The sequence below is a fragment of the Drancourtella massiliensis genome, from assembly GCF_016900655.1.
GTDB classification, from domain to species: Bacteria; Bacillota; Clostridia; order Lachnospirales; family Lachnospiraceae; genus Sellimonas; species Sellimonas catena.
The window spans coordinates 99,713-113,648 of record NZ_JACJKH010000004.1 but is presented as its reverse complement, the minus strand read 5'-3'; the positions used below and the strand labels follow the sequence as shown (position 1 = coordinate 113,648).

The following is a 13,936-nucleotide window of genomic DNA, read 5'->3' as shown; positions in this document are numbered from 1 at the left end:
ACATAGCCACTTCTGCTTTACAATGCAGGACTTGACAATCCTTTCCCGTTCCTTATATAATAGGTATGTTTTATTTGAATTCAAACTATTTCAATTCAAAACTTTTGTGTAAGTATACGAAAAACGAAAGGAGACTATTTCAAATGCCTTATTCATTTCATTATCTGATTATGGCCGAGCACTCAACCTTCCAAAAAGAACTTCTCTCCAGACTCAGGGACACCGGCCTGACAATCGGACAGCCGAAAATTCTTGATTACCTGAAAGATCATAACGGCATAAGCCAGAAAGAGATTGCCAAAGGGTGTCATATCGAGCCGGGCACACTTACTACACTATTAAACCGGATGGAAGAAGCCGGACTCGTTGAGCGCCGCATGCTGCATGGCAACCGGAGAAGCCTGTATGTGTTTCTGACCGAAAAGGGCAGCCTTTTGTCCCGGCAGGTCGATCATGCGTTTTCTGATCTGGAAGAGCAGGCATTTCGCGATATTTCATCGGAAGACAGGGAAAAATTTTTACGGATCTTTCAGCGTATTTATGAGAATACGGTATCTTGATATTCAGAGGAGGTCATCAAATCATGGAAAAATTGAAACGATATGCTGTATTTCTAATTGGACTTTTTATTAATTCACTGGGAGTCAGTCTGATTACAAAGGCAGATCTCGGGACATCACCGATTTCGTCGATTCCCTATGTACTCAGCCTGAACTTTCCGTTGACACTAGGGCAGTTCACAATCGCCTTCAGTCTGCTTCTGATTCTGATTCAGCTTGCCATTCTCCGCCGGAATTTTAAGGCAGAACATCTGCTGCAGATCCCGATCTCCATTCTGTTTGGATACTTTATCGATCTGACCATGGAACTGCTCTTCTTCATTCATCCTCAGACCTATATGGCTTCTGTCATTTATCTGTTAATCGGATGTGTCATACTGGGGTTTGGTGTCTACACCGAAGTGCTTGCTAATGTGGCCATGCTTCCGGGAGAATCTTTTGTCCGTGCAGTTTCTTCTACGTGGAAGACGGAATTCGGCTCTACGAAAGTGGCTTTTGATGTATCACTCGCAGTGATTGCCGGCATTCTCTCCCTTCTGTTTGCCCGCAGACTGGATGGAATCAGGGAAGGCACTATCATCGCCGCTCTGCTGGTCGGATTTATTGCCCGCCTGTTCGGCCGGAAACTTGCATGTCAGATGCATTCCATAAAGTTACGGAATTCCTGAACCGTTCCAATCGTAAACCCATTCTTTTTATTTTGGTTGACAATTGATGTATCTAACGGTATACTTCTCCTATACATATAAAACCCTACACATACAGAAAAGGAGAACTTTCATGAATCATACATCAACATCTTCCGTTTCAACCCGTTATCTTGTATTTACAGCACTGATGACAGCTGTCATCTGTATTCTGGCACCGCTTTCCATTCCCATTCCGGTAAGTCCGGTGCCAGTCACACTGACCAATCTGGTCCTTTATATCGGTCTGTTTATCCTGCCATGGCGCCAGCTGTTTGTAAGCTACATCGTATATATGCTGCTGGGCCTTTGCGGCCTCCCGGTTTTCTCCGGTTTTTCCGGAGGCATTGGCAAGCTTGCCGGACCGACCGGCGGATATCTGATCGGATTTCTCTTTCTGATCCTGATCGGCGGAGTTTTCCTGCAAAAAGGAGAAGGACGCCGCGGAATTGTCTTTGCTCTTACGGGTCTGATTCTCGGAAGCCTGGTCACCTATCTCTTCGGAACCATCTGGCTTTCTCAACAGATGAATCTGACTTTTGTGCAGGGGTTGTTTGCCGGTGTCATCCCATATCTTCCGGGAGATGCTCTGAAAATCATTCTGGCTCTTCTTCTTGGGCCGCAGCTTCGCAGACGGCTTCCCCTCATATAACCGGGGAACCGTCACCGAAACCTGAACCTCATAAATAAAACGATCCCGTGAAAACCAAGACCTTCAAAGTCTTCGATCATCACGGGATCGTTTTGTTCTATTTCCGTATCGACAGAATCAGTACTGCCGCCATAATGCAGAGAATTCCGAAAAAGTCCGAAAGTGTAAATGTGGCGTGCATCATCAGTACGGTCGCTGCCGTTGCTGTCACCGGTTCTACCGATGCAAAGAGACTTGCTCTGGATGCTCCGATCATCCGGACTCCTTCCATATAAAACGAGAACGACAGCACGGTACCTACCACCACGACAACCGCCATGGCTCCTACCGCCTGAAGATCCCATGTCCCGATCACATGCCACGGTCTCGTAAACAAGCACATCAGAATTCCTCCAAGCAGCATACCCCAGCCGATAACACAGAATGTCCCGTACTCTTTCATCAGTTTCAGCGGCAGCAGATTGTAGACTGCCATCATCACCGCCGAAGTCAGCCCCCAGACCAGCGCCTCCCTGGAAATGGCCAGAGAATGAATATTCCCGTGGGTCGCCAGGACAAACGTTCCAAACAACGCAAGAATCAACGCTCCGATCTCCAGAATCCCCGGCATCTTCTTTGCCCGCAGGGCAGTATAAAGCATAATAATGGCCGGAGCGGTGTATTGCAGTACGGTCGCAGTCCCGGCATTTGACATTTCCACAGCAGAATAGTAGGTCAGCTGGCATCCCGCCATTCCGAAAATCGCGAACAGCACAAGCCAGAAAACATCCTGTTTCTTCTTCCATATCCGCCACATATCGTTTTTCTGCTTTGCCAGTACGGTCGTAAGCAGAAGAAGCCCGGCCAGTACGAGCCGGACACTGACCAGCCAGCGTGCATTCAGGCCCTTGTATGTAAACAGATACTGCCCGAACACTCCTGCCAGTCCCCAGAAAATTCCCCCAATCACGGCAATGCACGCACCGCGCATCGCCTCTCTCTTCTCCATTTGATTCATGACAACTGTTTTCCTCTGAAACTTTCCATCATAATCGGCATATATTCCTTACTGTATTCCCCAAGAGAATAACTTCCCTTATTCAGACACCAGTCTGTGACAAGCGCCCGCTCACAGAGGGAGTAATACTTCACAACCTCCGCAATGCTTTTTCTTCTGTTGATTTCCCCCCGCTTTTGTCCTTCTTCGATGACGGACGCAATCAGCTTATAATATTCCCTGTTCTGATCCAGAAGGCTTCTCTCTCCTTTGGAAATCAACTGTGTCGAATACAAAGACGCAAGCAGATCAACTTTAATTGTCTTTTCCATGAACGTATGAGAACGGTAATTTAAAAACATCAGTTTCTCAAAGCTGTCCATATAAGGATCCATCTCTTCTTTCAAAGTCAGATACAGATCATCCAGCACCGATGACAACGTGTTTAAGAGAGCATCTTTCCCGTCAAAATAGTAATAGAATGATCCCTTGGATGTGTCAGACAGTCTGATAATGTCATCTACTGTTGTCGAGTCATATCCTTTCTCATAGAACAATTCCCAGGCTGCCGACACAATTCTGTCTTTTACACTCTTCTTTTTCTTTTCCATTGCTGCCGTTTTGCTCCTTCCTTCTGCATTGTATCTGTGCGGATCACGCACCTCTATTCTTCTGCCGGAATGTTGTCCTGATTTTCCGGTAGAACAAAAACAGCTCAGCTGTACTTTGACAACTGAGCTGTCTCAATTCTGTACTTTTACAGTATACCTGTTTTACATTCCCTTTGCAATATCTGTGCAGGCTTTCATTGCCTCAATCACAGAACTTCTGAATCCTGTACCCTCCAGAACTCTGACAGCCTCAATCGTTGTACCGGCCGGAGAACATACCATATCTTTTAATTCACCCGGATGTTTTCCTGTTTCGAGTACCATCTTGGCGCTGCCCATAACAGCCTGTGCTGCGAATTTATAAGCCTGAGCTCTTGGCATACCATCTGAAACAGCTGCGTCTGCCATTGCTTCGATCAGGATAAATACATATGCCGGTGAACTGCCGCTTACTCCTACGACTGCGTCCATCAGTCTCTCCGGAATCACTTCTACTTTTCCGAAACTTTCCAGAATGTGGCATGCATACTTCACTTCTTCTTCTGACAGATAAGAGTTCGGTGATGCTGCTGTCATCCCTTCCATGACCATAGCAGGTGTGTTAGGCATGGTTCTTACGATCTTGACTTTCTTTCCGAATTTCTCTTCCAGCCATGCAAGAGTTTTACCCGGTGCAATAGTGATGATAATCTTATCTTCTGTTACTTTGTCTTTGATCTCTGTAATTACAGACTCATAGAACTGCGGTTTTACAGCGAGAACAATCACTTCGGACTTTTCAACTACTTCCAGATTACTGTCTGTAATCTGAATCCCGTAAGTATCTCTTGCTTTTTCTCTGGTCGGTACAAATACGTCAGAACCGATAATCTCTCCCGGTTTGAATACTTCCTTTTTAATAATACCTCCCATGATGGCGCCCGCCATATTTCCACATCCGATAAATCCTAACTTCATGTGTATTACACTCCTTTTCCGCTATAATCAGTTTTGTATACATCTAAATCAGTTGTATACAATTTCTATCTATAAAATATCACTCTTCCACGTACTTGTCAATCATTCTTCGAAAAATAATCTACTATTTTTTATATCATTTTCCCTTGAATTTTCGTTATAAATTGTATACAATAATATTATTAGTATACATTAAAGGAGTGGTCCGCATGGCTGACAAAATTTCTCTGGCCGATCAGGCATATCATACGATCAAAGAGCGGATTCTGAATCTTACCTACCCTCCGGGCATGCAGCTTACGGAGACCATGCTCGCAGATGATCTTCACATGAGCCGTAACCCTATCCGTACCGCACTCAAATCCCTGCATTCCGAGGGACTGATTGTCCGGGACTATTATAAATCTATTACTGTAAGAGAAATTACCGACAGAGATATCCGGGAGATCTATCAGCTTCGGGAACTTCTGGAAGGTGCCGCGTTTAAAGAAATCTTCCAGTCCGGCAAAGCTGAAGAGTTTTCCTACCGGATTGAAGAGCGCGTTGTCCGTATGTGCGCTTGCGCCGGCGACATCTATCAGTGGGAGCTTGCCGATACACAGATGCACATGGAGATTGTCAGTGTATTTGAAAATGAACGGATCAACAGGATCTATGAAAACTATCTGAATGAAGTCATCCGGATGGGCCTTTATTCCGTACGGAACGGACTCCACATCAACAAGGCAAATGAAAATCTTAAAAAGATGATCCGCTACATGCGTTCCAACAATTACGAAAAGGCCTACGAGATTCTGCGAAACGATCATTTTTTGATCGGAAAAAGCAGTGCTTTAAAAAAATAAACAGATTCAAAATGGCAGCCAGCACAGAGAGCAGCAGAAGGAACAGTACTTCTGCCGTTACAAGTGCCGCTGCCATTCCTTTTTTCATGGCTGCCATTTGTTCTTCCTCCTTCTTCTGCCTCTATTATATAAAGTTCAGGTCTTCCCTTCCATCGAATCATCTTACACTTTCCCCTCCAGTCTTACAGTTTTGCAAGAAACGACACAGAAAAAAGCTGACACACCTTGTAAGTAAGCATGCCAGCCTTTCTGTCTGATTTTTATTTCGTAATCGGTTCTGTCTTCTTTTTCTTCATTACAGAATGTTCGATATCATATTCTTTCCGGTCTTTAAACTCCTGAATCTTTCCATCGTTCCAGTTCTGTACCGGACGGTAGTATCCGGTGATCCGGCTGTAAACCTCCGTCTTCTTTCCGCAGTGCGGGCAGGTATACTGTTCGCCGTCAATATAGCCGTGATCCTGGCAGATGGAGTAGGTCGGAGAAATCGTATAGTATGGAAGCTTATAATTCTCGGCAATCTTCCGTACAAGAAGCGCCGATTCCTTCCAGCCCGGAAGCTTCTCTCCCAGGAATGCGTGGAATACGGTTCCCGATGTATAGAGCGTCTGAAGCTCGTCCTGAATATCCAGCGCGTCAAAAATATCATCGGAAAATCCAACCGGAAGATGGGAACTGTTCGTATAGTATGGAGTACCGTTCCCTTCCGCTGCTGTGATAATATCCGGGAACTGCTCCTTATCATGTTTTGCAAACCGGTAGGTGGTGGACTCTGCCGGAGTTGCCTCCAGATTGAAAAGTTCCTCGTATTCTTCCTGATAATCGGAGAGACGGTTTCTCATAAAATTGAGTACCTTGACCGCAAACTCCTGTGTCTCTTTGTGAGTAATATCCTTTCTAAGCCAGTTTGCGTTCAGTCCTGCCTCATTCATTCCGATCAATCCGATAGTGGAAAAATGATTTCCGAAGCCTCCGAGATACCGTTTCGTATACGGATAGAGTCCTTCATCCAGCAGTTTGGAAATAACCTGTCTCTTAATATGAAGGGATCTTGCCGCAATATCCATCATATGGGCCAGCCTCCGGAAGAAATCATCCTCATCCTTTGACAGATAAGCCATCCTCGGAAGATTGATCGTCACAACGCCGATGGATCCTGTGCTTTCGCCGCTTCCGAAAAATCCTCCCGCCTTCTTCCGAAGCTCTCTCAAATCCAGTCTCAGCCGGCAGCACATGCTGCGGACATCGCTCGGCTCCATGTCGCTGTTAATGTAATTGGAAAAGTACGGTGTTCCATATTTTGATGTCATCTCAAAAAGCAGACGGTTGTTCTCTGTATCAGACCAGTCGAAATCCTTTGTAATGGAATAGGTCGGAATCGGATACTGGAATCCTCTGCCCTGGGCATCTCCTTCAATCATAACTTCAATGAATGCCTTATTTACCATATCCATCTCTTTTTTACAGTCACCGTAGGTGAAATCCATCTCTTTTCCACCTACAATCGCCGGCTTGTCTTTCAGGTCATCCGGCACGGTCCAGTCCAGTGTAATATTCGTAAACGGCGCCTGCGTACCCCAGCGGGACGGTGTATTGACCCCGTATACGAAGGACTCAATGCACTTTTTCACTTCAGTATAGGTCAAATGATCTGTTCGTACAAAAGGTGACAGATACGTATCAAAAGAGGAAAAAGCCTGTGCCCCCGCCCATTCATTCTGCATGATGCCAAGGAAATTAACCATCTGGTTGCACAGTACACTCAGATGTTTGGCCGGCGCGGATGTGATCTTCCCGGTGATCCCGCCAAGTCCCTCCTGGATCAGCTGGCGCAGCGACCATCCTGCACAGTACCCGGTCAGCATGGAAAGGTCATGCAGATGGATATCCGTATTTCTGTGTGCCTGGGCAATCTCCTGGTCGTACACCTCGGACAGCCAGTAGTTTGCCGTAATGGCACCGGAATTGCTGAGGATCAGTCCGCCTACGGAATAGGTCACGGTAGAATTCTCCTTGACTCTCCAGTCATTGACCTGCAGATAATTGTTCACCAGTTCTTTATAATTTAATGTCGCGGATTTCAGGTTGCGGATCTTCTCCCTCTGCTTTCTGTAAAGAATATATCCCTTTGCCACATCGGCATATCCGGCCTGGCTGAGCACCTCTTCGACGCTGTCCTGAATTTCTTCCACTTTGATCTTTCCGTCCGCAATCTTAGGCTCAAAATTTGCCGTCACTTTTAACGCAAGCATATCAATGATGCTCGGATGAAAATTCTTTCCCGCTGCTTCAAACGCTTTCTGAATCGCGGATCCTATTTTATGGATGTCAAATTCGGCAATCTGTCCATCCCTCTTTACTACCTGATACATCTGTCATACTTCCTTTCCTGTTCGTGTCGATGTCCTCATTATATCACCCTTCTCTTTTTGACGTCAATATACGGAAACAACATCTAGTTGTTTTTAGTAGTTTAACGCTAAACAAACACTAGATGTTGTTCTTCATGTGTTTTGCTATATCCCGCGGATTTCCGCGTCATTTACATATCTTTTCATAATTTCAAGAGCCTGTTCCAGCACAGGAGGATCATACGCGTGCAGTCCGTCCTGAATCAGTCTGCCCGAATTTTCAAACTGCTGCAAATAGTACTTGTCTGCCCCGCGGATCCAAAGCCCCATCTGTTCAAAATCCGATTTCTGATGAAACTCTCTTACGACCGTTGTCCGGAACGCATAAGGTACGTGCCCTTCCATCAGAAACTCCACACTTTCTTCAATCGGGCGGAGATCCAGCGAAGGAACTCCGACAGTCATGGCATACTTTTCTTTGGAATTCTTCAGATCCATCGCCACCTGGTCAATCAGCCCTTCTTCCGCAAACCGTTCCAGCCGTTCCGGAAAGCTTCCATTTGTATCAAGCTTAATCAGATATCCCATATCCCGTACTTTTTTCAGAAACTCATCCAGTCCCGGCTGTATCAGGGGCTCTCCTCCGCTGATACATACTCCGTCCAGAATGCCCCTTCTCTTTTTCAGGAAACTGAAAATCGTCTCCTCAGGAATATCTTCCTGCTCGTCTACTCCGGTCACGAGAGCCGCATTGTGGCAGAACGGGCACCGGAAATTGCATCCGCCCAGAAAGATCGTACACGCGGTTCTGCCGGGATAGTCAAGAAGCGTCAGCTTCTGTAAACCTTGAATTCTCATAGGTATCCCCTCCCTTTCTCAGCTTCTTTTTGATTTCTCTATGCTTCTTCCCCCGCTTTTTTCCCGATAAAAATTTTCCCTTTCACTTTATCATAAAATGACTTTGCACTGCCGACAAAAACAGTCAGATACCGCAGCACCGGTTCTGTCGCAATGGAAAATACTACAAAAAGCATAACACATTCCGCAGACATATCGGTAATGGCAAACAGCTGATTCAGCACCGTACTGCAGAACAGCAGGGCACAGATACATCCGGCCAGCACAGCCACACGGATCCTGTTCATCGGCTGGCTGATCCGGTAAAGGATCATAAATCCAACGATCGCAAGCAGCATCGTCGCAGCCGTCGAAATGTCCGTAGGACTTACACTGAACGTAGCTCCAAAAACTACAAGCGCCCCGACCGCCAGCACATCTGTCAATGCCGCCGGAAGAGCCTTCAGAAATACGTTTGTCAGGAAGTGTCCCTTGATAATATTCTTATTCGGCTCCAGCGCTAGGAAGAAGGCCGGAACACCGATTGTAAACATACTGATCAGAGATACCTGCGACGGCTCCAGCGGATAGGTAATCATAAAAACCGCCGAGAAGATGGAAAGCAGGAAAGAGAAAATATTCTTCACAAGGAAAAGACTTGCGGATCTTTGAATATTGTTGACGACCCGCCGTCCTTCCAGCACGACGCTTGGCATACAGGAAAAATCCGATTCCAGAAGCACAAGCTGGGAAGCCTGCGCCGCCGCATCGCTTCCGGATGCCATGGCAATGCTGCAGTCTGCATCTTTCAGCGCCAGTACATCATTGACACCGTCTCCGGTCATCGCTACCGTACGTCCCGCCCCTTTAAGAGCCTTCACGAACTGTCTCTTCTGAGCAGGTGTCACACGCCCGAAAACTGTATATTTCAGAACCGCCTGCCTGATCTCCTCTTCTGTAGTCAGGGTCGCAGCATCCACGTAGTTCTCCGCTCCCGTAATGCCCGCCTTTTTCGCCACCTCGGATACCGTCAGCGGATTATCTCCTGAAATCACCTTGACCTCCACTCCCTGTTCTTCAAAGTAGGCAAATGTCTTTGGCGCCTCTTTCCGGATCGGGTTCGCAAGCATGATATAGGCAAGCGGCGTCACCTTTCCCTTCAGCTCTCTGCCGTCCGGAGTTTCGTCACAGCTCCCGAATACAAGCACACGGTATCCCTTTGCGGCCTCTTCCCGGATCTCTTCCTCATACTCCGGATAATCCTCCCGGAGGACAAACTCCGGAGCCCCAAGCACATAGGATCCGTCCTCAAACGTTGCACTGCTGTATTTAAATTCCGAAGAAAAGGATGTGATCTTCTGTGCCCGTCTTCCGGTACGTTTCTGAAAATAGGTCTGCACTGCTTCCATCGTAATATTGTCCTTGCTCATGGACTGTGCAAAATCACCGATGATCCCTTTGAGCGGAGGCATTGTCTCCTTGTCATAATGTCTCGTGGCCCGAAGCCCCTGAACTTTCATTGTATTCTCCGTAATGGTACCTGTCTTGTCCACACAGAGCACATTGACTCTGGCCAGAGTCTCGATACTCTTCATGTCATGCAGAAGTACTTTCTGCTTGGCAAGACGCACTGCGCTTACCGCAAGAGCCACACTTGAAAGCAGATAAAGACCTTCCGGGACCATTCCGATGACAGCCGCTACCATGGCAGTGACACTTGAACGGAAACTTTCCTCATTTAAAAAGAAGCTCTGAATGAACAGAATCAGCCCGATCGGAATGATGGCAATACCAACGCACTTGACCAGTTTGTCCAGAGAGCGGATCATCTCCGACTGTTCACCGTCCTTCATGGCCTTTGCTTCCAGCGTCAGTCTGGAAATATAGGAATCCGCCCCCACCTTTTCAAGCCGGGCATGGCATTCTCCTGAAACTATGAAGCTTCCCGACATCAGAATATCGCCTTTCTTTTTCGTGATCTCATCCGCCTCACCTGTCAGAAGCGACTCATTGACCTGCACTTCCCCGTGCTCTACAATCGCATCCGCACAGATCTGATTACCCGCCTTGAAAATCACGATATCATCAATAACAAGATCCTCCACCGCAATCACCCGTTTCCGCCCGTTGCGTACTACCGTGGCTTTCGGTGCATGAAGCATCGTCATCTTATCCAGCACATTCTTCGCCCGGATCTCCTGAATGATACCAATCATGGTATTCAAAATAATTACCGGAAGAAATGTCAGATCCCGGAAGGCTCCCACCATAATCAGAAGCAGCCCGAGAATCGCAAAAATCAGGTTGAAATAAGTAAATACATTATCATGAATAATATCCCGCGTTGTCTTAGAGGGCGGATCCACCGGATCGTTCGTCCATCCCGCTTCCTCACGTTCGATAATCTCCTCCTCATAGAGTCCCATATGATAATCCGGCATACATCTGCGGATCGGAAGTCTCTCCGGTTCGTATTCCTCTTCTTCCTCCCGCCTTCTTCTCAGTATTCCGGCAAGTCGTTCTAGCATGCTGTCTCTTCCTTTCGTCTCATCTTTTGTCATTCTGTCAGTTTTTCATGTCTCCATTATACGCCCTGAAACTGTAAATGCCATAAAAACAATATGAAGAATTGATTAATTTTTTACACAATATTTTTGCATTATCATAGAAAAGCGCCTGCACAAAACAATTTCGTGCAGGCGCTTCCCTGTTCCGGACAGTATGTCTGTCCTTTTTTTCTTCTGTTCTTTTGCTTTCTTCTATCCGCTTCTACGCATTCTGCTGGGCATATGCTTCCGCAATATTTCTCATATGATCCCCGATTCTTTCATAATCAATCAGAATCTCCGAATACAGTACTGCGCTTTCGATCTCGCATGCATGGCTGTGAATCCGTTCCACCTGCCGATTCCGGCACCGCTCCGTGATATCATCCACCGCGCGTTCGAAGCTGACCGCATCCACCAAAAGCTGTGTCGGGTCGGTCTGCCCGGAAAGTTCCATGCGTTCAAATGCTTTCCGGCACTGCTCCCTCATTTCTTTTAATTCTCCAATCGTCTCTTCTGAAAGCTTCAGCCCTTTTTTCTTGATGGAAGCAGCGTGCTCTGCAAAATTCATGGCATGGTCCCCCACCCGTTCTACATTTCCGACAATCTGGAAAATGCTGTTGAGCTTCTTTGTCTCCGCCGGACTGTGTTCGATTGCGAGAACTCTGGAGAGACGTCTGGAGATATTTATGTTATAGAGGTCGATCGTGTTTTCCGTCTCTTCCACCTCGGCAAACCGGCTGTCATCACCGGTAAGGATCATGTCAAATCCTTTCACCACGTTTTCTCTGGCAAGAGTATACATACTGCCGACATTTTCCATCAGGCTGTTGACCGCGATTGCGGAGGATCCCAGTACGTGCTGGGAACTCATGATTTCGTTCAGCCACTGCTCGTCATCCGGCTGAATGCGGGCCTCTTCCTTCTGGTCCGGAAGAATTTTCTCCGCCAGAGATGCAAGTCCATTTCCAAACGGCATCAGAATGATAGTTGTTACGACATTAAACAACGTATGCATGTTTGCGATCTGGGAAGCCGGATGCCCCGGTGTCCATCCCGCCACTACATCCGTAAGCGGTGTTACCAGACAAAGTGTGACAAAGATAATGGTTCCGATGACATTGAACATAAAATGGATCACGGTTGTCCTCTTTGCGTTCCGGTTCATTCCGACCGAAGCAATAAGGGATGTGATACAGGTCCCGATATTCTGTCCGAACAGAACGAAAACCGCACTGTGAATGTCGATCAGGCCGCTTAAAGCAAGTGCCTGAAGAATTCCGACCGATGCGGACGAGGACTGGATCACCGCCGTGAAAACAGCACCCGCGAGGATTCCGATCAGCGGGTTGGAAAAACTCGTCAGCGCATTGACAAACATTTCCGAATCTCTCATCGGAACCATGGCATCACTCATCATGCCAAGTCCGATGAACAGTACACCGAGCCCCGCGATGATGCTTCCGACATTCTGCACGTTTCTCTTCTTTGAAAACATGCCGATTGCGATTCCGGCAAAAGCAAACAGCGGAGCAATCGTCCCGATGTCCAGCGCGACAAGCTGTCCGGTGATCGTGGTGCCGATATTGGCTCCCATGATAATCCATACAGCCTGTCTGAGAGTCATCAGCCCTGAATTGACAAAACCGACCACCATGACGGTCGTTGCTGATGAAGACTGGATCACCGCCGTGATGACAGCTCCGACAAGTACTCCAAGTATCCGGTTGGAAGTCAGCTTTTCCAGAATCCCTTTCAGACGGTCACCTGCCACTGCCTCCAGATTGCTGCTCATCATCTGCATTCCGCACAGAAAGAGTCCAAGCCCTCCGAGCAGCATAAACACATATTCCGGTTTCATTTGTGATGTTCCTCCTGATATTCTTTCTCCTTGTGCGTTCTGTTAAGCCGCACTGATTTTTATTGTATCGGAAAGAAATCAGGGGTGTCAATAGTTTTTGAAGTTTATGTTAAATCTTTGTAAAATTCATGTTAAACAGCCTTTTTCTTCTCCGGCAGCTGCGCCAATATGATGGCGATAAACATGAGAACACATCCGAGAATTTCTCTGGATGTCAGACTTTCTCCCAGAACAACCATTCCTGCCAGAACAGAAATTACGGATTCCAGACTCAGGATCAGGGACGCAATCGTCGGGTTCATTCCCTTCTGTCCGATGATCTGAAGTGTATATCCAACTCCGCTTGAAAGTGCTCCGGCATAAAGGATCGGAAGCCATGCTGCCAGAATATTGCCGAGATCCGGATTTTCAAACAGGACCATTCCGATTCCGCTGACAATTGCCGCCACAAAAAACTGGATGCATGACATTTTCACACCATCCACCAGCCCGGTAAAATGGTCAATCACAAGAATATGGATGGAAAATGCCAGCGCACATAAAAATACCATCGTATCTCCGTATCCTATGGAGAATCCTTCCGTGATGCAGAGGAAATAAAGCCCTGCCAGAGCAAATACAACTCCGATCCAGACATTCAGTCCGCACCGTTTCTTAAAGAAGAGTCCGATAATCGGTACGATGATAATGTAAAAGGTAGTGATAAATCCTGCCTTTCCTACTGTTGTATGCAAAATTCCGATCTGTTGAAGGCTGCTGGCTACCCCGAGGGCTGCTCCGCAGCAGATACCGCCGATCAGCAGTGTTTTCTGATATGCCTTTTTCTTTGTCTCATCCTGGCAGATCTTCTTTTCTTCCAGATTCGGATTTACTTTATTTAAAAACGCAATGCAAGGGATCAGCATTATCCCCGCGATCAGGGACCGGACACAGGTATAAGTGAACGGGCCGACATAGTCCATCCCCACACTCTGCGCCACAAATGCCGTCCCCCAGATAAATGCTGTCAAAAGCAGCAGCAGCGAATTTCTTACTTTATGTGTTTTCATATACT

The 13,936-nt window shown here is 46.9% G+C and carries 13 protein-coding genes; 4 read left to right on the top strand and 9 right to left on the bottom strand.

The features are described from left to right. Positions 1 to 143 precede the first annotated feature (143 nt). The 3 genes from H6A32_RS03455 (at position 144) to H6A32_RS03445 (ending at position 1,898) form a co-directional block, all read left to right on the top strand. Positions 144 to 560 carry a MarR family winged helix-turn-helix transcriptional regulator gene (locus H6A32_RS03455; protein ID WP_087167218.1) on the top strand — a complete coding sequence of 139 codons (417 nt, stop codon included), beginning with the start codon at positions 144 to 146 and terminating at the stop codon, positions 558 to 560. 23 nt (positions 561 to 583) lie between these two features. Further along, on the top strand, positions 584 to 1,228 hold the full coding sequence (locus tag H6A32_RS03450; protein ID WP_138372522.1) for a DUF6198 family protein: 645 nt from the start codon (positions 584 to 586) through the stop codon (positions 1,226 to 1,228). Positions 1,229 to 1,340: 112 nt separating this feature from the next. Then, complete coding sequence (locus H6A32_RS03445; protein ID WP_204863767.1) at positions 1,341 to 1,898, top strand: biotin transporter BioY; 558 nt, start codon at positions 1,341 to 1,343, stop codon at positions 1,896 to 1,898. Between the two features lie 97 nt (positions 1,899 to 1,995). On the opposite strand, the gene H6A32_RS03440 is transcribed toward H6A32_RS03445, so the two are convergent. The 3 genes from H6A32_RS03440 to proC all read right to left on the bottom strand — a co-directional run bounded on the left by H6A32_RS03440 (position 1,996) and on the right by proC (position 4,448). Further along, positions 1,996 to 2,895, bottom strand: coding sequence for a DMT family transporter (locus tag H6A32_RS03440; RefSeq protein ID WP_191426337.1), 900 nt, complete (start codon positions 2,893 to 2,895; stop codon positions 1,996 to 1,998). After that, positions 2,892 to 3,485 carry a TetR/AcrR family transcriptional regulator gene (locus tag H6A32_RS03435; protein ID WP_087167260.1) on the bottom strand — a complete coding sequence of 198 codons (594 nt, stop codon included), beginning with the start codon at positions 3,483 to 3,485 and terminating at the stop codon, positions 2,892 to 2,894. Before H6A32_RS03435 ends, H6A32_RS03440 begins: the two co-directional genes overlap by 4 nt. A gap of 162 nt (positions 3,486 to 3,647) precedes the next feature. Then, positions 3,648 to 4,448 carry a pyrroline-5-carboxylate reductase gene (gene proC / locus H6A32_RS03430; RefSeq protein WP_346342235.1) on the bottom strand — a complete coding sequence of 267 codons (801 nt, stop codon included), beginning with the start codon at positions 4,446 to 4,448 and terminating at the stop codon, positions 3,648 to 3,650. A 203-nt stretch (positions 4,449 to 4,651) separates the two neighbouring features. On the opposite strand from proC, the gene H6A32_RS03425 reads away from it, so the two are divergent. Continuing rightward, positions 4,652 to 5,287, top strand: a complete 636-nt coding sequence (locus tag H6A32_RS03425; protein WP_204863765.1) for a GntR family transcriptional regulator — start codon at positions 4,652 to 4,654, stop codon at positions 5,285 to 5,287. Here H6A32_RS03425 and H6A32_RS03420 read toward each other — a convergent pair. The 6 genes from H6A32_RS03420 to H6A32_RS03395 form a co-directional block, all read right to left on the bottom strand. After that, entirely contained in the window at positions 5,248 to 5,448 is a 201-nt protein-coding gene (locus tag H6A32_RS03420; RefSeq protein ID WP_087167212.1) for a hypothetical protein, read from the bottom strand. The two genes, H6A32_RS03425 and H6A32_RS03420, sit on opposite strands and share 40 nt — an antisense overlap. 99 nt (positions 5,449 to 5,547) lie before the next feature. Next, positions 5,548 to 7,659: a ribonucleoside triphosphate reductase gene (locus H6A32_RS03415; RefSeq protein ID WP_242958966.1), complete on the bottom strand. Its 2,112-nt coding sequence runs from the start codon at positions 7,657 to 7,659 to the stop codon at positions 5,548 to 5,550. Positions 7,660 to 7,803: 144 nt separating this feature from the next. After that, complete coding sequence (locus H6A32_RS03410; RefSeq protein WP_204863764.1) at positions 7,804 to 8,496, bottom strand: anaerobic ribonucleoside-triphosphate reductase activating protein; 693 nt, start codon at positions 8,494 to 8,496, stop codon at positions 7,804 to 7,806. Between the two features lie 38 nt (positions 8,497 to 8,534). Then, the gene (locus H6A32_RS03405) at positions 8,535 to 11,003 is read right to left on the bottom strand and encodes a cation-translocating P-type ATPase (protein WP_204863763.1); all 2,469 of its coding nucleotides are present in this window, start codon (positions 11,001 to 11,003) and stop codon (positions 8,535 to 8,537) included. 241 nt (positions 11,004 to 11,244) lie between these two features. Next, entirely contained in the window at positions 11,245 to 12,882 is a 1,638-nt protein-coding gene (locus tag H6A32_RS03400; protein WP_087167210.1) for a Na/Pi cotransporter family protein, read from the bottom strand. A gap of 131 nt (positions 12,883 to 13,013) precedes the next feature. Then, positions 13,014 to 13,931 carry a DMT family transporter gene (locus H6A32_RS03395; protein WP_087167209.1) on the bottom strand — a complete coding sequence of 306 codons (918 nt, stop codon included), beginning with the start codon at positions 13,929 to 13,931 and terminating at the stop codon, positions 13,014 to 13,016. Positions 13,932 to 13,936 lie beyond the last annotated feature (5 nt).

Bases quoted from the DNA above. Each gene is read 5' to 3' on its own strand.
- H6A32_RS03455 (WP_087167218.1), top strand. From the start codon at position 144: ATGCCTTATTCATTTCATTATCTGATTATGGCCGAGCACTCAACCTTC.
- H6A32_RS03450 (WP_138372522.1), top strand. From the start codon at position 584: ATGGAAAAATTGAAACGATATGCTGTATTTCTAATTGGACTTTTTATT.
- H6A32_RS03445 (WP_204863767.1), top strand. From the start codon at position 1,341: ATGAATCATACATCAACATCTTCCGTTTCAACCCGTTATCTTGTATTT.
- H6A32_RS03440 (WP_191426337.1), bottom strand. From the start codon at position 2,895: ATGAATCAAATGGAGAAGAGAGAGGCGATGCGCGGTGCGTGCATTGCC.
- H6A32_RS03435 (WP_087167260.1), bottom strand. From the start codon at position 3,485: ATGGAAAAGAAAAAGAAGAGTGTAAAAGACAGAATTGTGTCGGCAGCC.
- H6A32_RS03425 (WP_204863765.1), top strand. From the start codon at position 4,652: ATGGCTGACAAAATTTCTCTGGCCGATCAGGCATATCATACGATCAAA.
- H6A32_RS03420 (WP_087167212.1), bottom strand. From the start codon at position 5,448: ATGATTCGATGGAAGGGAAGACCTGAACTTTATATAATAGAGGCAGAA.
- H6A32_RS03415 (WP_242958966.1), bottom strand. From the start codon at position 7,659: ATGTATCAGGTAGTAAAGAGGGATGGACAGATTGCCGAATTTGACATC.
- H6A32_RS03410 (WP_204863764.1), bottom strand. From the start codon at position 8,496: ATGAGAATTCAAGGTTTACAGAAGCTGACGCTTCTTGACTATCCCGGC.
- H6A32_RS03405 (WP_204863763.1), bottom strand. From the start codon at position 11,003: ATGCTAGAACGACTTGCCGGAATACTGAGAAGAAGGCGGGAGGAAGAA.
- H6A32_RS03400 (WP_087167210.1), bottom strand. From the start codon at position 12,882: ATGAAACCGGAATATGTGTTTATGCTGCTCGGAGGGCTTGGACTCTTT.
- H6A32_RS03395 (WP_087167209.1), bottom strand. From the start codon at position 13,931: ATGAAAACACATAAAGTAAGAAATTCGCTGCTGCTGCTTTTGACAGCA.